The organism is Corynebacterium sp. LaCa54, assembly GCF_046717495.1.
GTDB lineage: Bacteria > Actinomycetota > Actinomycetes > Mycobacteriales > Mycobacteriaceae > Corynebacterium > Corynebacterium kefirresidentii.
This window is the reverse complement of record NZ_CP177115.1, coordinates 1,011,618-1,032,102: the sequence shown is the minus strand read 5'-3', so window position 1 is coordinate 1,032,102 and position 20,485 is coordinate 1,011,618. Positions and strand designations below refer to the sequence as shown.

The 20,485-nt window shown below is 57.8% G+C and carries 19 protein-coding genes; 6 read left to right on the top strand and 13 right to left on the bottom strand.

The window, feature by feature from the left end; genetic code table 11:
* Window positions 1–8 precede the first annotated feature (8 nt).
* The 3 genes from ACLI1M_RS05135 to gatB all read right to left on the bottom strand — a co-directional run bounded on the left by ACLI1M_RS05135 (window position 9) and on the right by gatB (window position 4,336).
* On the bottom strand, window positions 9–1,436 hold the full coding sequence (locus tag ACLI1M_RS05135; RefSeq protein WP_200287659.1) for a hypothetical protein: 1,428 nt from the start codon (window positions 1,434–1,436) through the stop codon (window positions 9–11).
* Between the two features lie 203 nt (window positions 1,437–1,639).
* A complete protein-coding gene (locus ACLI1M_RS05130; RefSeq protein ID WP_411706708.1) occupies window positions 1,640–2,692 on the bottom strand; it encodes an NAD(P)-dependent alcohol dehydrogenase in 1,053 nt (350 codons plus the stop codon).
* 138 nt (window positions 2,693–2,830) lie between these two features.
* Window positions 2,831–4,336 carry an Asp-tRNA(Asn)/Glu-tRNA(Gln) amidotransferase subunit GatB gene (gene gatB, locus ACLI1M_RS05125; protein WP_234288100.1) on the bottom strand — a complete coding sequence of 502 codons (1,506 nt, stop codon included), beginning with the start codon at window positions 4,334–4,336 and terminating at the stop codon, window positions 2,831–2,833.
* Between the two features lie 57 nt (window positions 4,337–4,393).
* Here gatB and ACLI1M_RS05120 point away from each other — a divergent pair, with 57 nt between their 5' ends.
* Entirely contained in the window at window positions 4,394–5,179 is a 786-nt protein-coding gene (locus tag ACLI1M_RS05120; protein ID WP_200287664.1) for a DUF4261 domain-containing protein, read from the top strand.
* On the opposite strand, the gene ACLI1M_RS05115 is transcribed toward ACLI1M_RS05120, so the two are convergent.
* From ACLI1M_RS05115 to ACLI1M_RS05105, 3 genes are all read right to left on the bottom strand, one after another.
* Window positions 5,176–6,174: a bile acid:sodium symporter family protein gene (locus ACLI1M_RS05115; RefSeq protein ID WP_248098903.1), complete on the bottom strand. Its 999-nt coding sequence runs from the start codon at window positions 6,172–6,174 to the stop codon at window positions 5,176–5,178. The genes ACLI1M_RS05120 and ACLI1M_RS05115 overlap by 4 nt on opposite strands.
* Window positions 6,175–6,238: 64 nt before the next feature.
* Window positions 6,239–7,270 carry an ATP-dependent 6-phosphofructokinase gene (locus ACLI1M_RS05110; protein WP_023021719.1) on the bottom strand — a complete coding sequence of 344 codons (1,032 nt, stop codon included), beginning with the start codon at window positions 7,268–7,270 and terminating at the stop codon, window positions 6,239–6,241.
* 24 nt (window positions 7,271–7,294) lie between these two features.
* Window positions 7,295–8,671 (bottom strand): MFS transporter, encoded by a 1,377-nt coding sequence (locus ACLI1M_RS05105; protein WP_200287666.1) that lies wholly within the window; start codon window positions 8,669–8,671, stop codon window positions 7,295–7,297.
* Between the two features lie 47 nt (window positions 8,672–8,718).
* Here ACLI1M_RS05105 and ACLI1M_RS05100 point away from each other — a divergent pair, with 47 nt between their 5' ends.
* Complete coding sequence (locus tag ACLI1M_RS05100) at window positions 8,719–9,042, top strand: hypothetical protein (protein ID WP_005323344.1); 324 nt, start codon at window positions 8,719–8,721, stop codon at window positions 9,040–9,042.
* Between the two features lie 77 nt (window positions 9,043–9,119).
* Here the strand turns inward: ACLI1M_RS05100 and ACLI1M_RS05095 are convergent, their stop codons facing one another.
* From ACLI1M_RS05095 to gatC, 3 genes are all read right to left on the bottom strand, one after another.
* A complete protein-coding gene (locus tag ACLI1M_RS05095) occupies window positions 9,120–9,614 on the bottom strand; it encodes an META domain-containing protein (protein ID WP_200287667.1) in 495 nt (164 codons plus the stop codon).
* Window positions 9,615–9,701: 87 nt separating this feature from the next.
* Window positions 9,702–11,189, bottom strand: coding sequence for an Asp-tRNA(Asn)/Glu-tRNA(Gln) amidotransferase subunit GatA (gene gatA, locus ACLI1M_RS05090; protein WP_200287668.1), 1,488 nt, complete (start codon window positions 11,187–11,189; stop codon window positions 9,702–9,704).
* Window positions 11,190–11,486, bottom strand: coding sequence for an Asp-tRNA(Asn)/Glu-tRNA(Gln) amidotransferase subunit GatC (gatC, locus tag ACLI1M_RS05085; protein ID WP_034656449.1), 297 nt, complete (start codon window positions 11,484–11,486; stop codon window positions 11,190–11,192).
* Between the two features lie 204 nt (window positions 11,487–11,690).
* On the opposite strand from gatC, the gene ACLI1M_RS05080 reads away from it, so the two are divergent.
* Window positions 11,691–12,350 (top strand): amino acid-binding ACT domain protein, encoded by a 660-nt coding sequence (locus ACLI1M_RS05080; protein WP_200287669.1) that lies wholly within the window; start codon window positions 11,691–11,693, stop codon window positions 12,348–12,350.
* A gap of 10 nt (window positions 12,351–12,360) precedes the next feature.
* Here the strand turns inward: ACLI1M_RS05080 and ligA are convergent, their stop codons facing one another.
* On the bottom strand, window positions 12,361–14,430 hold the full coding sequence (ligA, locus tag ACLI1M_RS05075; protein WP_282439148.1) for an NAD-dependent DNA ligase LigA: 2,070 nt from the start codon (window positions 14,428–14,430) through the stop codon (window positions 12,361–12,363).
* Between the two features lie 45 nt (window positions 14,431–14,475).
* On the opposite strand from ligA, the gene ACLI1M_RS05070 reads away from it, so the two are divergent.
* Both ACLI1M_RS05070 and ACLI1M_RS05065 read left to right on the top strand, forming a co-directional pair.
* Window positions 14,476–15,147 carry a 3'-5' exonuclease gene (locus ACLI1M_RS05070; protein ID WP_200287671.1) on the top strand — a complete coding sequence of 224 codons (672 nt, stop codon included), beginning with the start codon at window positions 14,476–14,478 and terminating at the stop codon, window positions 15,145–15,147.
* Between the two features lie 78 nt (window positions 15,148–15,225).
* Window positions 15,226–16,347 carry an ATP-binding protein gene (locus tag ACLI1M_RS05065; protein ID WP_200287672.1) on the top strand — a complete coding sequence of 374 codons (1,122 nt, stop codon included), beginning with the start codon at window positions 15,226–15,228 and terminating at the stop codon, window positions 16,345–16,347.
* On the opposite strand, the gene ACLI1M_RS05060 is transcribed toward ACLI1M_RS05065, so the two are convergent.
* Window positions 16,344–17,237 carry a methionine synthase gene (locus tag ACLI1M_RS05060; RefSeq protein ID WP_234288102.1) on the bottom strand — a complete coding sequence of 298 codons (894 nt, stop codon included), beginning with the start codon at window positions 17,235–17,237 and terminating at the stop codon, window positions 16,344–16,346. The genes ACLI1M_RS05065 and ACLI1M_RS05060 overlap by 4 nt on opposite strands.
* A gap of 24 nt (window positions 17,238–17,261) precedes the next feature.
* Window positions 17,262–18,347 (bottom strand): tRNA 2-thiouridine(34) synthase MnmA, encoded by a 1,086-nt coding sequence (gene mnmA, locus ACLI1M_RS05055; RefSeq protein ID WP_200287676.1) that lies wholly within the window; start codon window positions 18,345–18,347, stop codon window positions 17,262–17,264.
* Window positions 18,348–18,441: 94 nt separating this feature from the next.
* Here mnmA and ACLI1M_RS05050 point away from each other — a divergent pair, with 94 nt between their 5' ends.
* Window positions 18,442–19,278, top strand: a complete 837-nt coding sequence (locus ACLI1M_RS05050; RefSeq protein WP_248098909.1) for a spermidine synthase — start codon at window positions 18,442–18,444, stop codon at window positions 19,276–19,278.
* On the opposite strand, the gene ACLI1M_RS05045 is transcribed toward ACLI1M_RS05050, so the two are convergent.
* A complete protein-coding gene (locus tag ACLI1M_RS05045; protein ID WP_317001779.1) occupies window positions 19,259–20,419 on the bottom strand; it encodes a glycoside hydrolase family 25 protein in 1,161 nt (386 codons plus the stop codon). The two genes, ACLI1M_RS05050 and ACLI1M_RS05045, sit on opposite strands and share 20 nt — an antisense overlap.
* Between the last annotated feature and the right edge of the window lie 66 nt (window positions 20,420–20,485).

Below are 20,485 nucleotides of genomic sequence, written 5' to 3'. Positions count from 1 at the left end.
TTGTCCGCTTAATTCTTCGGTTTGTCAGCCTGCGGACGCTCCTCATCTTCCTCAGGGTCGCCGGATGCACCGGTTTCTTCGACCCACTTTTCAATCTCCTCCGGGGTGCGGTCGGTTTCTACCGCATCGCGCTCGGTGTAGTAGGAGTAATCGTGGCGCTTTTCTTCGTACTTTTCCTTGTCAAAGTCCACATCATCATCACCGTCGAGTTTCTCGGTGACTTCCTCCACCAGCTCATCGTAGAGGGCCTCGTTATCCATATTGGAGTCCTCGATGTGCTGGCCAATTTCATCGTCGTAGCGCTCGGCGTCATATTCCTTGTCCGGGTGCAGCTTCAGGTGCATGAGGGCACGTACGCGCTCGCGACGCACTGCCTCGTCCTGGATCTGGGACTGGCTACGGAACCACGCAAAAACCAAGATGGCGACCATGAGGATTCCCATGTAGCCAATGATTGGGTAGATGTAGTTCATCAAGGTCTTAAAGCCGGCAAAGGAAACAGCGAAACCAGCCAAGCAGCCGATGACGAAGATGACCGGGTAGCGCTTCTCATGGCCGGCAGACAAGCGCTTACCCAGCGCGTAGAACATGCCGATGGCGGTATTGAAGATCATCAAGTAAATGATGACCGCCATGACAGCGCCCAATGTGGGATTGACGTCATCGACCAGAGACAACATCGGAATATCGGAGCCTTGTGCCTTATCCGAGTTCATCAGCAAAGAGAAACCGGCAAGACCCATCATGACGGAGTAGATAATGCCGCCCACGACGCCGCCCCAGCCGGCCTCGCGCGGGCTAATATTATCGCCGCCGATAACCAGGGACATAGATACGGCTAGCATCAGAGCAAGGCCGTTGTAGTTCAGTGCGGAAATCAGCCAGTTGCCAATCGGAGTATCGATCTGACTCGAAGCGTCTAGGGCCGCCCCAATGTCATCCGGCATATTGAGTCCGGTGTAGATGGCTACGCCAATGACCGCAATGATGATGGACGGTGTGACCGTACCGATAACCTTGGAAACCTTATCCACGTCGAGCATGCCGACGAGCAAGACCAAGACCAGCATGAGCGTGGAACCAATCCACGTCTTCCAGCCAAATTGCTGCTCCATGTTAGAGCCGGCACCGGCCAGCATCACAAAACCAATAGCAAAGAGGGTGATGATGACCGCCACATCCAGCAATTTGGAGACGATCGGGTGGGTGACATTGCGGAAAACAGTATTGTGTTCCGAGGCGTGGAAATAGCTTCCCAGCTGCAAGAACACTGTACCCGCGAGGGTCATGACGAGTGCGGCGATAATGATGCCAGGAATGCCCCAGGTGCCAAAGGCAGTGAAGTACTGCACCACCTCTTGTCCCGTGGCAAAGCCTGCGCCGACCAACAAGCCCACGAAGGACATTGCAATGGCGATAATGTTTTTAGAAGACACAGTTGCCTAACTTTTGTAGCGAATATCTCTCGCATACTGGTGCGCGCGGCCCCTTTGTCCCCCGCTCCCCAGCACGTGGGCTACGCAACACCGATATGCGTTCCTTAAGGAATGGTACGTAAGTGACCCGCCAAACACCTACTGATGCATACCGATGTTGTGCTAAATCACATATGGGGATTCAGCGAAATCAACCAAACGCCTTAGTCTTCGAAGGTCGCGGTATCAATCACAAAGCGGAATTTCACGTCCCCGGCTACCACGCGCTCATAGGCAGCATCGACATCGTTGACGCCGATCTTCTCAATGACGGCACCAATGCCGTACTCGGCACAAAAGTCCAGCATCTCCTGGGTCTCAGCGATACCGCCGATATTATTGCCCGTCAGCACCTTACCGCCGCCGACGAGGCTGCCCATATGGATTCCCAGCTCCTCTGGTGGCAGCCCTACCACGGACATGATGCCGCGCGGCTTGAGCAGCTGCAGGTAATCATCGAGAGAGTACTGGGCAGAAATGGTGGACAGGATGACATCGAATTCGCCGCGGTGGTTGGCAAAGAAGTCCTCGTCTTCACCGGTGGCCAAAATGTGCTTCGCACCAAGCTCGTAGGCCTCCTTCTCCTTGCGCAAGGAGCGGGAAATCACGGTCACTTCCGCACCCTTTGCCGCCGCGATTTGGACACCCATGTGGCCCAATCCGCCTAAGCCCACTACAGCGACCTTGTCACCTTCCTTGACCTGCCAGCGTGCCAGCGGCGAATAGGTGGTAATTCCCGCGCACAGCAGCGGGGCCGCTTCGTCAAAATCGATGCCCTCTGGGATGGTGCATACAAATCCTTCGTTGACGACTACCTTCTGAGCGTAGCCACCTTGGGTAATGGTGCCGTCCACGTCCTCGGAGTTATAGGTTCCTACATTGCCGTTTAGGCAGTTCTGCTCCTGTCCATTGCGGCATTGCTCGCACTCGCCACAGGAATTTACTAAGCATCCCACGCCAACGCGGTCGCCCACCTTGAACTTAGTGACCTTATCGCCCACGGCTTCTACAACACCAGCGATTTCATGGCCCACCGTCAGTGGGAAGTGGGCTTCGCCCCACTCGTTTTGAATGGTGTGGATATCGGAGTGGCAAATGCCCGCAGCTTTGATATCAATAACTACGTCATCCTCGCGCGGATCGCGGCGCTCGATTTCTACGACCTTAAAGGGTGCGTCAGGGCTTTCCTTTTGCAAAACTTTGCTCTTGATTGACATGCCCACAACCCTACGCCCACCCCTACTGACCTCGCCTAACGAAAATAATCACCAATTTTGACAGGAAATGAGGGCACAAAAAAGCCAGCCACGCGTCCAGTTCGAGGAAGTGCGAGCGCGGCTGGCTTAACGTGGTGCTTAGTTCAGCTTCTCTGCGATGAGCTTATTGACCTGACCAGGATCGGCCTTACCCTGGGTGGCCTTCATGACCGCACCCACAATGGCACCGGTTACTTTCTTATTGCCGGCACGGTACTTCTCCACGATGTCCGGGTTAGCTGCCAGCGCATCATCCACGGCCTTTTCAATGGCTCCATCGTCACGCACGACCTCCAAGCCGCGCTTTTCGACGACCTCGTCGACGTCGCCTTCGCCCGCCAACACGCCATCTACCGCCTTACGCGCCAGCTTGGTAGTCAGCTTCCCTTCATTGACGAGCGCGATAACGCGCGCCACCTGCTGCGGGGTAATGGACAAACCTGCAAGGTCGGTTTCCTTCTCGTTGGCCTTGCCTGCTAGATAGGAAACCCACCAAGAGCGCGCCTCGTCCGGCTTCGCGCCGGCCTCAACGGTATCCACGATGAGGTCGAGTGCGCCGGCGTTGACCAAGTCGCGCATCTCTTCATCCTTGATGCCCCACTCTTCCTGAATGCGCGCACGGCGAACCCATGGCAGCTCCGGAAGGGTCTGGCGCAGTTCTTCTACCCACTCGCGTGGGGCGATGACCGGTGGAAGATCCGGGTCATTGAAGTAACGGTAATCCTCCGCGGTCTCCTTCGGACGCCCCTTGGAGGTAGTGCCGTCGGTCTCTTGGTAGTGGCGGGTTTCCTGATCGATGGTGCCGCCATCTTCAAGTACCTGTGCCTGGCGCTGCATCTCGAAGCGAACCGCCTGTTCCACAGAACGCAGGGAGTTGATGTTCTTGGTCTCGGTACGGGTGCCGAATTCTTCCTGCCCCACTGGGCGCAGAGACAGGTTGGAGTCCACACGCATCGAGCCCTGATCCATACGGGCATCGGAAACGCCTAGGGCTGCCACAAGCTCACGCAGAGCGGAAACATAGGCCTTAGCCACCTCCGGTGCACGCTCGCCGGCGCCGACGATCGGCTTGGTGACAATCTCAATGAGAGGAATGCCCGCACGGTTGCAATCCACCAAGGAAGCCGTAGCACCGTGAATACGGCCGTCCACGCCGCCCAAGTGGGTCAGCTTGCCGGTGTCTTCCTCCATGTGCGCGCGCTCAATTTCCACCCGCCACTCGGTGCCGTCCTCCAGCACTACGTCCAGGTAGCCGTCGTAGGCAATCGGCTCGTCATACTGGGAAATCTGGTAGTTCTTTGGCTGGTCCGGGTAAAAATAATTCTTGCGGGCAAAGCGAGAGGACTCGGCAATGGAGCAATTAAGCGCCAAGCCAATCTTGATGGCGCCCTCCACGCCCTTGGAATTTACTACCGGCAGCGCACCGGGCAGACCCAGTGAGACCGGGTCAACGTTGGAGTTAGGCGCTGCGTTGAAGTTCGTAGGAGAGGTAGAAAACATCTTGGTTTCCGTATCCAGCTCTACGTGGACTTCCATGCCCATTACCGGCTCGAACTTTTCTAGGACCTCATCAAAGTCCATCAGGTCATACATCGCAGCAGTCATGCGTGCCATCTTAATACGTCCATGCACCCGCGCGCTCACGCCCCTAAGCTGAATATTATGACTACACCACATAGCGTTGATGCTCAGCTTATCGATGCCCCTTTGATCAACATCGCAGTCTTTCGCACTGCCCCCACACCCGAGGAGGTAAGCGAGCGTCTGACCACCACTTTTGGCGATCGCTTGGGAGACATCACTCCGGGCAAGAATCCCGGTAGCCTCATGGCCGAGCTCGATGATTCATTCTTATTGCACTACCAAGCCATCGACACCCCTCCCACCCGCGATAGTTATGGTCTCCACCCCATTTTGAGCGCGGACGCACGCGGTCTCGATTCTGCCACCGCACAAATCCTCGTCTCCGTACTTCCCCGGGATGCAGAGGAGAACCGTGCCAAGCAGTTTCGTGAGGCTCGCCGCGAGCACCTAGAGCTGCTCTCCAAAGCCACCGCTGTGGTAGCTGATCACCCAGAATGCCTCATCGTCCACAATCCCAGAGGAAACGTATCTATCGCTCCGAATACGTTCCTCGAGGCCGTTCGGGACAACCTTGCCCCGATGCACATTGCGCCAGTATGGCTCACCCAAAAGGGAAACAAGATTCTGGGTTATACCGTGGGGCTAGTCCAAGCAGGTCACCCCGAAGTCCAGGCGGCCACCGAATCGATGGATCCCACCGATCTCTATTACAAGCTGGCTAATATCGCAGACCACGTTCTCCAAGGCGCCACCGTCAAGGACGGCGACACCTTAAGCTTCGAAGAAGGTCAGCCGCCCCTGACCGCACAGGAAGAACCCTGGTTTGTAGACGAGTCTCTCCCAGCGGTCACGATTAGTTTCTAGCTAGTACTCTCCTGCCTACGGGAATCCACATAGCGGCAGATGGCAGCCAGCACCGCACCGGAAAGGTTGTGCCACACGGAAAAGACGGCTCCTGGCAGAGCAGCCAATGGGTTCATATACGTCGATGCCAAGGAGGTGGCCAATCCGGAGTTTTGCATGCCCACCTCGACGGCCATCGTGCGCCGAGCGGCGACTGGCTGCTTGGTTATCAATCCGGCTAGGTAGCCCAGACCGTAGCCACACCCGTTGTGGATGATCACGGCAGCAAAGACCAGCGCACCGGCGCTAGCGATGGTGTCGTGCGCTCCGCCCACCACGATGCACACAATAGCGGAAATCGCCGCAACCGAAATCCAAGGCAATGCCGAGTTAATCTTTGCCACTACACGTGGAACCAGCATGCCCATGAGGATGCCGGCGACGACAGGAATGAGCACCACCTTCACAATGGACCATGCCATAGACGAAGCGGAAACCGGCATATACTCCCCTACCAGCCACAAGGTCAGCAACGGGGTAAGCACCGGTGCCAATAGGGTGGAAATCGAGGTCATGGTCACCGACAGGGCTACATCACCACGCGCTAAATAAGACACCACATTAGAGCTCGTTCCACCGGGAGCGCAGCCTACAAGAATGACCCCGGCCGCTACCGCTTCTGGGAGGTCCATGATTGCTACCACCGCCAATGCCACCAGCGGCATGATGACAAACTGCGCAACTACTCCGATGAGCACGGGAAGCGGCCGGCGGGCCACCAAGGCAAAGTCCACTGGCTTGAGGGTAAGTCCCATCCCGAACATGACGATGCCCAGCAGCGGGGTGACCTGCGGAGCAAAGGAGGCTGCGGTATTCGGTGCGAAGTATCCAATCACTCCACCGATAATCACAAGCACGGGAAAGCCTAGCGCTGCGATAAATGCTTGGCGGTCTTGAGCTGCGGAGGGCCCGGTAGCCGCCACAATCCGATTATCTGTCATACTATCGATACTCATGGACAAAAGAATACGCTCCCACGCAGTGGGAGCGCTATCCTAATATTCGAAATGTGCGCGGTCTCTACCCAAAGAGCGCTTGTGCATTGCGGTAACGCGATTCCGGCACTGTCTTAAGGGTTCCCACGGCCTCCTCCAACGGAACTAGATCAATATCCTCGCCATGGAGAGCTACACACATACCTGACTTGCCCTCATGGGTAGCACGGGCTGCGTGCACGCCGTATCGAGTTGCCAGAACGCGATCATAGGCAGTCGGTGTACCGCCGCGCTGGATGTGTCCCAACACCGTCGTTCGCACGTCATATCCAGTGCGCGCCTTGATCTCATCGCCAATGACCTGACCAATACCGTTGAAAGTCTGGTGACCAAACTGATCCACGCCGCCGGCTTCAAAGTCCATCGTCCCCTCCTTTGGGAGGGCGCCTTCTGCAACGCAGATGATGCCGTATTTTTCACCCATTTGGAAGCGGCGCTCCATCGCCTTGGTGATTTCTGCGATATCGAAAGGCTCCTCGGGCACCACCGTGTAGTGCGCGCCACCGGCCATGCCCGCGTGCAAGGCAATCCACCCCACATGGCGGCCCATAACCTCCACAATCAGAATACGGTTATGGGATTCCGCGGTGGTATGTAAGCGGTCAATAGCATCGGTAGCTACAGATACTGCGGTATCAAAACCAAAGGTGTAGTCGGTGGCATTTACGTCGTTGTCAATGGTCTTTGGAACACCTACTACCGGCACCCCATTATCAGATAGCCACTTTGCCCCCTTGAGGGTGCCCTCTCCTCCGATGGCAATGAGGGCATCCACCTCGGCATCGGCCATATTGGATTTAATCTGATCAAGACCCGCCTTGAACTTATCCGGATGCAGGCGGCCAGTGCCTAGGATGGTGCCACCGCGCAACAAAATGCGGTCGATTTCTGCATCATCATAGAGATCGCGGCGGCGGTCCTCCATCAGTCCCACCCAACCATCTTCATAACCTACGACGGTATCTCCAAATTCATTGGATGCGGTACGCACAACCGCACGAATTACAGCATTGAGGCCGGGGCAATCGCCACCGGACGTTAAAACACCTAGACGCATACCTACCAATCTAGCGCGCTACTTTTAGCCCTGCAGGGTGTCCCGAAAGCAGAGAGCAGAAACCAAGCCCACCACCAGCGCAAGCACGATGACAAGGAGCGAATTAATAAGTGCCACTGCTGGGTCACCTGTTTGCATAACGGCAGACACTAAGGCGACGCCCACTACGGATCCCACTTGGCGGGAGGTGTTATACACGCCAGAAGCAGCACCCATGAGGACCGGCGGCACATCGCGCAGGGTGGTCGCTGCGTTGGAACCCCAGATGAAGGACTGCCCCACGCCAAGGCCTGCAATGGGCAGCCCGAGCACCCACGGCAGGGCGTCTACATGCATCACCCACCATGCCGCAAGCAGCGAAAGAATAAGGAGGGAAAATCCCACCACCCCAAGAATTCGCGGATTCACATAATCCGCCATAACTCCCGCGAGCGGAGATATCAGTAGAGAAACCAGAGCCATTGGCGCCACGATAATGCCGGCCTCGCCTGCTGGAATGCCCTGCATGGCCTGCAGCCACAACATGATGGGTAGCATCACCGCAGCCGCCATAAACCCCATAGCAATGATGCCCACCGAGCCGGCAAGGTAGTTGCGATCGCGAAAGAGCGTCAGCGGCACCAGCGGGCTCGCCCCGCGGGCATCGGCGGTAGCCTGCAATCGAATAAACCCTGCGCTAGCGATTGCTCCGGCGAGCAGAATAAGCCAAATGGTCCAGCCCCACCCCAGTACTGGTCCCTGTTGGATGCCAAAGACAATCGCCGCCAACGCGATCAGAGAAACGACGGCCGATGGCGCATCGATAGACTGCGCGGTAGTAGGCAACTCGGGCACCCACAACAGCGCCAGCACGATGGCCAGCCCCACGAAAGGAATGTGTACCCAAAAGGCGGCCTGCCAACCGAAGTTCCCCACTAAGAAGCCTCCGGCGAGTGGACCGACAAGTGCTGCAATCGAGCCGATGACGCCCCACACACCCAGCGCGCGCCCACGGCGCTCACGTGCGAAGATTCGGTTGATGACGGACATACTTTGCGGCATCTGGAGAGATGCCCCAACGCCTTGCACGGCACGCGCGGCAATGAGTACTTCTACTTGGGGAGCTATGGCACAAACAATCGCACCGACGCCAAAGATAGCCACGCCCAGACAAAACATCCGGCGTTGGCCCAAGACGTCGCCTAGGCGGCCGGCGAAGAGCAGCGGTACCACTGCGGCCAATAAATAAGACGCGGATACCCACATGGCCTGGTTCACACCCGCGCCAAGATCGCGTTGCAGGTTCGGCAGCGCGACCGCCACCATGGATTGGTCCAGAAGAGACACAAAGAATCCGAGGGACAGTGCAAACATGGCGCGCCATGCTTGGCGCTCAGGCGGCAAGTGCGTCTCCACAGTCATAGCCATAAAGTCTAGCGGGGCCAGAATTATCGGCCTAGACTGGCCGCATGTCCATGATTGATATCAAAAAGCCCCAAGACGTTTCTACCGCCACTACTGTCACCCTCGGCCTTATCGGCGGGTGGGTGACCGCCCGCGAAACCGGAATCCGCCCGCTCGGCGGCGTTATCCTCGCCGCCGCTGGCGTGTGGGCAGGTCGCTCTTGGGCAAAGAAAACCACTCCGGCTACCACTGCTGGCCTGTGCGCACTCTACGTGGGCGCATTCGGCGCCTCCCACCCGTTGGCGAAGAAGATTGGCGCCTGGCCAGCCGTCCTTAGCGTGACCGCGGCCTCGGCGGGCGCAGCCTATGCGCTTTCCGACGCCAAGTAATCCCCCCCACACACACAAAATGCGCACCATGCCCGAGGACATGGTGCGCATTTTTAGTTTTAGTGTGCTGCGAGTTTTTACTTGGAAACACTAAACTCGGCCGCAGCTTCCTTGCTACCCAAGGCGACGGTGCCGCCAGGGAGGTTAAAGAAGGAAGGCTTGGACTCAAGGAGGCCGAGCAGGGCGTCGGAAAGCTGCTGCGTATGCTCATCGCACGCCGCGCGGGTGGAGTTAAACTCGCCGACGCTGATGGTGCCATCCGCAGCCACCTTGTAGGTGGTGGTGTAAGTATTGCAGCCATCATTCATCACCAAGGAGTGGTCCTTGGCAAATTCGACGCTAAACTTTCCTTCTTCCTTAATGGAGTGGAGAGTTCCAGTGATGGTCTGACCCTCGATGTGAGGCTCCAGCTTCTCCGCGCCCTTCGGCAGCGGGGCAATAAGCCCAGAGTTGGTCGGCGCGGTCATGCTGAACCCCGGATCGATGGAGGGCACCTGCGCGGCATTGGCAACGCCCACGCCCATGAGTGCAGCGGCGGACAGCGAAAAAATTGCGGTCTTCTTGAAATGCATACCCAATAATTTTACCCCCGCCGAATATAAAATCAACGGGGGTAGATAAACCTTTATGGAATCGCCAGGGACCCCACAGGAAGTGGCTTATTTATTGCGGCCAGCTTCATAGGCAGCGCCGACCTTGTACAGGCGGTCATCTTGGAAGGCTGGCGCCATGATCTGCAGACCGGTGGGCAAATTGGTATCGCTTGCCATACCGGATGGCACAGACATGCCGCACAGGCCAGCCAGGTTCAGCGGCAGAGTGCACAGGTCAAAGTTGTACATTGCCATCGGATCCTCGGCCTTCTCCCCCAGCTTGAACGCGGTAGTCGGGGTGGTCGGGGAAACAAGTACGTCAACCTGCTCGAAGGCGCGAGCAAAGTCCTGGGCAATGAGCGTACGCACGCGCTGCGCCTGCAGATAGTAGGCATCGTAGTAGCCCACGGACAGTGCATAAGTACCCAGCATGATGCGGCGCTTGACCTCTGGGCCAAAGCCTTCTGCACGGGACTGGGACATAACCTGCTCGGCGGAGTGGGAGCCGTCATCGCCGGCGCGCAGGCCGTAGCGCATGCCATCGAAACGCGCCAGGTTAGAGGACACCTCGCACGGCATGATCAGGTAGTACGCAGCCAGTGCGTCATCGAAGTGCGGGCAATCTACCTCGACAATCTCCGCACCTTGCTCGCGCAACTGCTCAACGGCGGCATGGTAGTTCTCCATCACGCCTTCCTGCCAGCCATCGCGCTCAAATTGCTTAATCAGGCCGACCTTGATGCCAGAGAGGTCACCCTTAGCACCCTCGCGTGCAGCGGCGACAACCGGCGCTACCGGCTTATCAACGGAAGTGGCATCGAAAGCATCGTGGCCAGCGATGACCTCGTGCAGGAGCGCGGTATCGAGGACAGTGCGGCCGCACGGGCCCGCTTGGTCGAGGGACGAGGCAGCAGCGATAAGACCGTAGCGAGACACGGTGCCGTAGGTCGGCTTTACGCCTACGGTATTGGTCAGCGCAGCTGGCTGGCGGATGGAACCGCCGGTATCGGTACCAATGCCAAGCGGCGCCTGACCAGAGGCGAGTGCGGCAGCGGTGCCACCGCCGGAGCCACCCGGGGTGCGCTCCGTGTCATAAGGGTTATGCGCTGGGCCAAAAGCAGAGTTCTCATTGGAAGAACCCATAGCAAACTCATCCAGGTTGGTCTTGCCCAGGATGGGGATTCCAGCCTCGCGCAGGCGCTTGGTCACGGTGGCGTCATAGGGAGAAACGTATCCCTCCAGCATCTTGGAAGCGGCGGTTGTCGGCGCATCGGTGGTAACCAGCAAGTCCTTCAGAGCCAGCGGCACGCCGGCCAGACCGGAAGCAGGCTCTTCGCCGGCATCGAGTGCCTTATCCACGGCGTCGGCAGCCGCGAGGGCTTCTTCCGCGCCCACGTGTAGGAAGGAGTTGAGCTCCTCGTTGGTTGCCGCAATACGGTCTAGGAATGCCTGGGTTACCTCGCGGGAAGTAATTTCACGGGCGTGAATCTTCTCCGCCAGCTCGGCAGCAGTCAGGGAGGTCAGGCCCTCCGCGGGAACGGTCAGGTTAGACATTTATTCTCCTCCCAGAATCTGTGGCACAACGAAGCGCTCTTCTTCTACGGCCGGTGCTTGGTCCAAGGCCTGTTCTGCAGTAAGGGTGCGCACAATAACGTCCTCGCGCATCGGGGCGTCCACGGAGTGCGGGTGGCTCATCGGCTCCACGCCCTCGGTATCAACGTTTCCCACCGCGGAAACCGAATCAACAATTTCATCAATCTGCGTTGCGAACTGGGCTAGCTCTTCCTCACTCAGGGCTAGGCGGGAAAGCTTGGCGAGGTGGGCTACCTCATCACGCGAAATCTCAGACACGCGAACTCCATCCTTTTTCTGCATAATTGACACGCGGGTGAAAAATATTCACCGACAGCATGTACTATGTGAATTGCTAACGACCCATGGTACTGCACCGACCACGACGGTTGCCGCGTCACCCCAAATTTGCGTTGCTTGAAGCCCGCATTGTGACGCACGTATCATGTCTGGGACTACAAACTACCGAAAGCGTGCAAGACCATGTCCTTTTTGATCCGCGTACTGCTCCCCGATGCTCCTGGCAGCTTGGGCCAGCTTGCCGACGCCTTTGGACTCGTCGATGGCAATATCCAATCGGTCGATATCGTAGAAAACTTTCCCGATGGAACGGTCATGGATGACATTGTCATTGAGTTGCCGCAAGGCACCATGGCCGATGTCCTCATTACCGCCGCCTCCTCTGTCGAGGGCGTGGAGGTCGACTCCATCCGCCCATTCAGCGGCCGCGTAGACCGCCGCGGGCAAATCGAGCTCCTTGCACGAGTTGCCCATGCCACGAATGTCACTGCCGCTATGGAAGAGGTAGTAGCCGCGATCCCAAGGGCTCTAACCTCCACCTGGTGCATCGTCATCGACAATAACGAGCCCATCCACCGCGTAGCTTCTTCCAATGCCGCCCCCGAAGATGATGGAACCGTACCTCACGATATTGAGGTGGAAAGCGCCCGCGTGCTCAGCCCCGAGCGCGATGAATGGCTCCCGGAGAGTTGGTCGCTTCTCGATTCCGCCCTGGCCGCCGCCCCGCTCGGCGATACCGGCCTAGTTATAGCCATGGGCCGCACCGGCGGCCCTGACTACCTAGCCTCCGAGGTGGAGCACCTAGGTCACATCGGCACTATCTTGGGCAGCTTCCTCAAGTAGCCGGACCGATTTAGGCTTCACCTGTTTCTAGTAGCTGCTGGAATTCCGCTTCATTGAGAATCGGGATTTCCAGCTCACGGGCTTTATCCTCCTTCGAACCGGCGTTTTCGCCAGCCACGAGATAGGAGGTCTTCTTCGAGACCGAACCGGTAGCCTTTCCGCCACGAGAAACAATAGCTTCTTTCGCGGAATCACGGGTGAAGTTCTCCAAGCTGCCGGTCACCACGATGGTCAGACCCTCTAGAGTCTGCTCCTTGTGGTCTTCCACCGCTACCTCCATAGCCACCCCTGCGGCAGCCCATTTGTCCACGATAGTGCGGTGCCAGTCCACTTCGAACCAATCATGGAAAGATTGTGCGATGGTCATACCCACGCCATCGACTTCTGCCAGCTCCTCCGTTTTGGCTGCGCGTAGCTTTTCCATGGATCCATAGCGGGAGGCCAGCGCCCGAGCGGCAATTGGTCCCACGTGACGAATAGACAGCGCGACCAGGACGCGCCAGAAGTCACGGCCTTTGACCTCATCCAGATTCTTTAACAAGTTCTGTCCGGCCGTATTGACCTTGACATTTCCTTCTTTTTTGGTGCGCTTGTCCTTTGTATCCTTCTTCGCCGTGTAGACGTCCGAGGCTAGGAGCTTTTCCTCGGTGAGCTCGAAAAGCTCTGATTCGTCGACGAGAATACCATTTTCAATTAAGTCCATTGCCCCCTTCTCGCCCAGGGCCTCAATGTCCAGTGCCTTGCGCGAGGCCAAATACTCCAAGCGCGCGGAAAGCTGTGCTGGGCACGATTGGGTATTGGGGCACCGCCAATCCGCGTCGCCGTCTTTTTGTGGGGCCAACTTCGTGCCGCATGCCGGACAGTTCTCCGGGAATGCCCACTCATACTCGCTACCATCGCGCTGCTCGCGCACTGGTCCGAGCACCTCCGGGATAATCTCGCCCGCCTTGCGAATGATGACGGTATCCCCGATAAGCACACCCTTGCGCTTTACCTCGGACTGATTATGCAAGGTAGCCATGGACACTGTGGAACCGGAGACAAAGACCGGCTCCATAATGGCAAACGGGGTCACTCGCCCGGTACGCCCAACACCCACCTCAATGCCCTTAAGCTTTGTAGTCACCTCTTCCGGTGGATACTTATAGGCAATGGCCCAGCGCGGGGCGCGGGAAGTCGCACCCAGTGCGCGCTGCGAGCCCAAATCATCTACCTTGACGACGAGTCCATCCATCTCAAAGATGGCATCGTGGCGGTGTTCTGCCCAATGTGCCACCTCGTCCTGGACCTGCTCAGCCGAGTAAACCTGCTTGGTATATGGGGAAACGGGCAGCCCCCAAGCCGCAATTGCCTTATAAGCATCATGTTGGGAAGTGGGTGAAAATCCCTCGCGCGCGCCTAGCCCGTGACACACCATTTTCAGGCGGCGCTTTTTCACCTCGGCGCGATCCTTCATGCGCAGTCCACCGGCCGCGGCATTGCGCGGGTTAGCAAACTTTTCCTTGCCATCGGCCGCGCGCTCCTCATTGATCTCTTCAAAATCCTCGGGGCGCATATAGACTTCGCCGCGAATCTCGATCAGCTCTGGGACCGGGTATTCATCTGTCCCCTTGAGCTCATGCGGAATGTCTTCAATCACGCGTGCATTAGCAGTGATGTCTTCGCCCACTGTGCCATCGCCACGGGTCGCGGCGGTAGTCAGGCGCCCATTGCGATAGACCAAATCGATAGACAAGCCATCAATCTTGAGCTCAGTCAGATAAGTCTTTGCTGGGGTTCTATCGAGCCAATCCTGCATCTCGCCAGCGCTAAAGACATTGTCCAAGCTCATCATGCGCTCAAGGTGTTCAATATCCTCACCGGCGCTCGGTGCAGCACCCACCTGCTGGGTAGGTGAATCAGGCACGGCAAGCTCAGGATGTTCTTCTTCGAGTGCAAGAAGGCGTTGGAAGAGGGCATCAAAGTCGGCGTCGGGAATAGCCGGCTCACCGTTGTAGTACAGGTTGCGGTGGCGGCGCACTTCCTGCGCAAGGTCATTCCATTCACGGTGCAGATCAACTGGATTAGTCACGCTGCTCAAGTGTAGCTATCCCTCGTGTCGGGGCTAGCTACTAAGGTATTGATCATGACTTTCGACGCCTCCCGCATGCTCGCCTTCGACCTTGAGACCACCTCGGCCAATCCCAAAGAAGCCCGCATCGTCACCTCTGCCTTAGTCCGCATTGATGGCCGCGATGTACAAAAGGTGGAGCACCTCGCCGATCCCGGAATCGAGATCCCGGAGGAAGCGACCAACGTGCATGGCATCACTACCGAAAAAGCCCGCGCCGAGGGCCGACCGCACGAAGAGGTTCTGAAAGATACGGTCGCGGCCATCAAGGCCGCCTGGGAGGATGGTCTAACGCTCATTGTCTACAACGCTGCTTTTGATCTCACCGTGCTGCGGAGCCTCACCGGCGATTTCACGGTCACTGGCCCGGTCTATGACCCCTATGTAATCGACCGCGTCAGCGATAAATGGCGCAAGGGCAAGCGCACCCTTGGCGCAGTGTGCGAGCACTACGGCGTCGAGTTGGGCAACGCCCACGAAGCTACTGCCGACGCCCTCGCAGCCGCCCGCGTCGCTTGGAAACAGGTACGCCAGCACTACCCCAACTTGGCGCAGATGGATGAAAACGAGCTCATGGAATTCCAGGCGGTCAAGTGGTACGAGGATCGGACTGCATTTAAGAAATACCTAGAGGGCAAGGGCCGCGATGCCTCGGATGTCTCGACTGCATGGCCCCTCATCGGATAAAGTCTCCCAATTCTCCTAAATCTCCAAGTACGGCTAAAAGTCTCCCAAATCTCCGATAACAAGGGTTACACTAGCCATATGGAAAATCCGTTCCGCCCTACATTCGGTGCTCCTCCCCTGTTCTGGGTCGGGCGCGGTATCGTGCTCGATAGCTTCCGCACTGCGCTCGATGGCTCGGCAGGCAATGCTTCCCGCTCCATGGTGCTCAGCGGTGCAAGGGGCATCGGCAAGACTGTTCTCATCAACGAGTTGGAGGACATCGCCGAGGCCCGAGGGTGGGTAACGCTACGCGCCTCAGGGCGCTCCACCATGGTCGAGGAACTGGTCAATACCACCATCCCCAGGCTGCTTGAACAACTCTCTCCGAGCGACAAGAAGAAGGTCAGCCGCATCGGCATCGGCGGCGTAGGGTCAATCGGCTTTGATCATCAAAAGGAAGATCGCTTCACCCCCACGCTGAATACTCGCCTGCGTGAGCTTTCCGCAGAGCTAAAAGGCACCGGAATCCTGCTTACCATCGACGAGGTGCAAGACGCCGATGTCGAAGAGCTCACCACCATCGCCGTGGCCTACCAAGACCTAGTGCGCGATGAAATTGATATCGCTTTGGTAGCCGCCGGCCTTCCCCAAGGGGTCAACCACTTATTAGATCTTCCTGGAGTAACGTTTCTGCGCAGGGCCCAGAAGTTCGTCTTAGGACCGCTGTCTCCGGCCAATTCGCAGCAGGCTCTAGAGCACACAGCGTCTGGCTCGGGGTTAGAGTTTAGCCCCGAGGCGACTAGGGACGCCGCGGCGCTTACCCGCGGCTACCCGTACCTCGTGCAATTGGTTGGCTCGCTGGCATGGGAGCGCAGTCGCCAGAACCAAGAAAGTGGCATTTCTCAGGAGACGATTGCCTCGATAGCTGCAGATGCGATTTCAATTATGGGCGCGCAGGTGCACCAGCCTGCGACGTTGACCTTGCCACCGGCACAGCGGGAGTTTTTGGAAGCAATGGCCGCAGTGGAGCTAGACGGCGTGGCCACCATCGCCGACATAGCAGGACACATGGACCGCACTGTACGATCCTTGTCCGCCACTCGCCAGCGGCTTATCGACGCCGACCTGATCGAACCCACCGCACACGGCAAACTGCGCTACGTCATCCCTTATATGGGCGAATACTTCACCGCCACGGATAGCCGCGGGCGTGTCGATTAAAGATCGCCGGCGTCCCGGACGAGGATGTCGGCGGTCTCAGTGACAGAACGAAGCGAACTAGCCGAAGCCGCACTGGGGAAAACATCGAAGTGGTCGACCAATAGCTCGCGCGGCATACCTATGCGATCAAGGTGGGAAGCTAGGGCGATTGCTTCCTCCCTCGCATCTTTGCCGGGAATGCCCAAGCCGATGCGGTAGCCCGCACTGAGGTGCTCGCCCAATCCGTCATAGTGCTGTGGGGTGGAAAGCTGCTGGCGAAAGCGCGAATCAACCAAAAAAGTCTTCGCTGCGCGCGCCACCGACCAAATAGGCGCAGCATGCACATAGTCGGCCTCAAACGCTAAAAGGCTTTCTAGGACGACTTCCTCTGGGACCGCTGGTATCGAGTCGAAATCAGTAGTCCCGGGAATCCGGCCAGCAATGATATCTGCCAGTAGCGGTTCATCGAGTTGTACGTGCACCTCGCCGTGGAAACGGCGTGCCACATCGTGGGCATGGGTGTGGAGGCCGTGTAAGAGGGCGTCGGAAAGCTCTGCGAAAGCGCTAGAGTCAGTGAACACGCGGTGGCCATCGGAGAGCTCGATGCTCGCCGCCAAAGACCAGGGCCCCAAGGCTTGCACCTTAATGTGGGAAACCGTCTCGCCCCAGACCCCCTGAACCTCATCGAGGTCGCGTTCTAAGCGATCCCAGGTGCGCCGCGTCAAAAGCTGCGGACGCGCAGTCATGCGCCACGACCGCGGACCACGATCGATATTGATGGCCTCGAGCATGCTGGCCGTACGCCCAACCGCATCGGAGCCGAGTCCCCTATCAGGAAGCTGCGGGATAGCGGGCAGGTCAGTCTCACTGATTATGATGTCCGCCGCCTCCGCTACGGAAGTGCCGGGCATGGGGCCAAGTGCAAAGCCGGTCATCTAGGCCGTCCCGCAAATGGTGCCAGAGCCGATAACGATATCTCCCAGCTCATCCGGCGAAGGCAAATACAGCACCGCCGCCTGGCCACGAGCCACGCCGGAAAGCGGCTCCTTGAGCTCAAGGCGCATCTCATCCGCCTCGCGGTCGACGTGCGCGACACAAGGCACCACGGAACCATGCGCACGCACCTGAACCTCACACTCGAAGTCCCCATCCATGCCTGGGTGGAGGTACTTTAGGCGATCAGCGTGAATCGAGGTCACGGCCAAGTCCTCGCGGGCGCCGACGGTAACCGTGCCGGTAGCAGCATCAATATCGGTGACGTAGCGGGGACGGCCGTCGGCAGCCGGCGCCTTGATGTCTAGGCCCTTTCGCTGACCGATGGTGTAGTTCCATGCACCATCGTGCTCTTTAAGCTCCGTGCCCTCCTGATCCACGATCAGGCCAGGGCGAAGCCCGATGCGAGCGCCCAAAAATGCCTGAGTGTTGCCGTCGGGAATGAAGCAAATATCATAGGAATCCGGCTTCTTCGCGGTGGAAAAGCCATACGCCGCGGCCTCTTCACGGATCTGCGGCTTAGGAGTATCGCCAATGGGGAAAAAGCAGTGCTCCAGCTCTTCGGCCGAGATGACGCCCAAGACATAAGACTGGTCCTTATTCTCATCCAAAGAACGGCGCATGTAGCCGTTTTCGTCAATGGTGGCATAGTGACCTGTCGCCACAGCATCGAAGCCGAGCGCCATGCCCTTTTGTAGCAGTGCTCGGAACTTAATCTTCTCGTTACAGCGCAAGCAAGGATTAGGTGTCTCGCCGCGAGCATAGGAATCCACGAAGTCCGTGATGACTTCTTCTTTAAATTCCTCCGAAAAATCCCACACATAGAAGGGGATGCCCAACTTATCGCAGATGCGGCGAGCATCAGCGGAATCCTCTAGCGAGCAGCAACCGCGCGCTTTCTCTCTGGTTTGCTGCGCGTCCTTGTGCAGGGCGAGGTGAACGCCAATCACCTCATGGCCAGCTTCTACCGCCCGGGCGGCGGCAACAGATGAGTCCACGCCGCCGGACATGGCAACCAATACTCGCATCTTGCTCCCCAATTCACCTTGACTACAGGCCCGAAAGTCTACTCCCTAGCCCCAACGCGGTTTAAATCGAATCCATTCCCTAAGCTTGTGTCACATGGGAAGAAAGCGAGCCTCCACCGAACAAGGAATCACCGGCACCTACGAAATCTCGACCGGAACAGCCGAGGTTGTGGCGGATGAGTTCCGCGATGGAGCCTATATCCTCAACGTTAACGGCGTGCCGAGTAGCCACATCGTGCTGGGCGAGCCAGAAGAATTGGAGTTCGAATACATGCGCTGGATTACAGCTGCCGTCGAACGCCTCAATACTCGGCCAGCGAATAAGCTGCGTGTCACCCACCTAGGTGGCGCAGGCTGCTCCCTTCCACGCTATTTTGCCAGCAAGCTCCCGGGTAGCCGCCACACGGTGGTCGAACTCGACGCCAAACTGGGGGAATTGGTGCGTACACTTTTCGACGTCCCCCGTTCCCCTACCGTGAAGATCCGCGCCGGCGAAGCACGCAAAGAAACCGAGGGGTTCCTGCCCGCCAGCCGTGACATCATCATCCGTGATGTATTTGCTGGCGATAAGACTCCGGCTAGCCTCACCACCGTGGAGTTCTTCCAGGCTGCAAAGCAGGCACTAGAGCCAGGTGGACTCTATATTGCCAATTGCGGAGACCATTCTGATCTGCAGCTAGCAAAAAGCGAACTGGCCGGACTAAGCAAGGTTTTTGACCACCTCGCGGTCATCGCGGACCCACCAATGCTTAAAGGCCGGCGCTACGGAAACATCATCCTTATAGCCTCGGATACAGAAATGCCAGCCGAGGGCTCCATTGAAGCCGCTCAGCTGGCTAAGGCACTCCTTGGCGGGGCGGTGCCTGCCCACTACAAGGACGAGGCGTGGACCCGCGCGTTTTTCGCTGGTGCTACTGCAGCACGCGATTAAGTAGCGTGGCTACTTGGCCCGCATCGAAATCGGGAACATCAGCGCCAGCCTTCTTGGCCGCGTTCTTAGCCTCCGAAACTTCGGACTCGGAGACATTGCCAGACTTAACGTTGTTCACGTGACCGGCATTGTCCAACAGGATTGCTAGGTCACTGACAGAGAAGTTCCCCTTTGCCATATCACCCAGATCTTCTACTGGGAGGGCATCCTTGTCCTGCAAGGTCTTCACGAAGCCTGCTAGGCCTTGCGCTGCTTGGGGGTCAAGGCCGGACTTTTCGGCGGCGTCGACAAGCTGTGGTATCGCAATCAGTCCTGCTGCGAGGGCTAGGATAGCGCCGATAAGCGGCGTGCTGTCCGAGCTTAGGTCAACGCCATCGCCCACCACGAGCTGTTCGAGCGCGCCGCCGACATCCACATAATTTCCATCGCTAAAGGACTGCAGCTGCTGCTTGGAACCATTAAAAAGGTTCATATCAACGTCGGTAGGAATTCCTGCCACTTTGCCGGAGCCAGAACGCTGCCAGAAGGATAGCTTCTTCCAGCCACCCACGGCCTCGGGCGCCTGATCCTGATAGGCCGCAAGCCACAACGGCATATCCGAGAACTTCTGGGAGTTATTCATCTGCCCCATCCAGAAGTACTTGTAGGTGTAGATCATGGGAGTGCGGCCGGTAAGGCGCTTGAGCTCACTGGTAAATTCTTCGATCCACTGCTCCAACTGGGCCGCGGATTTACCTTCATCCACCTCGATATCGAGTGCGGGAGGCAATGTCTGATCTGGCGCCAGCGCAATCTGCGCGGCAAAGTTCGCCGCTTGCGTTTTGGCGTCAGTCGATGGACGAGCGTAGTGATATGCGCCTGTCTTAAGGCCGGCAGCGTGGGCGGCCTGAACATCTTCGACGTAGTGCGGATTTACCCAATCCCCACCCTCAGTTGCTTTTACAAATGCAAAAGACTGACCGTCAGTACGTACCTTAGACCAATCGATGGGCGTGCCGCCCGGGTGCTGGTGTGCCGCAACGTCCACGCCCTTAGGGGCGCCAAAGCTCACCGCCCGGGCAACAGCGGTACCACTAATAGCTAGTGCAGCCACGGTAACTACCGCAGTAATACTCTTTCGGAGTGCCTTCTTTGAAGTCATGCGCGTGAGTCTAACAATGGTTTCACTCTATCAACATCTTTAACACGCACCACTTGAGATAATTTT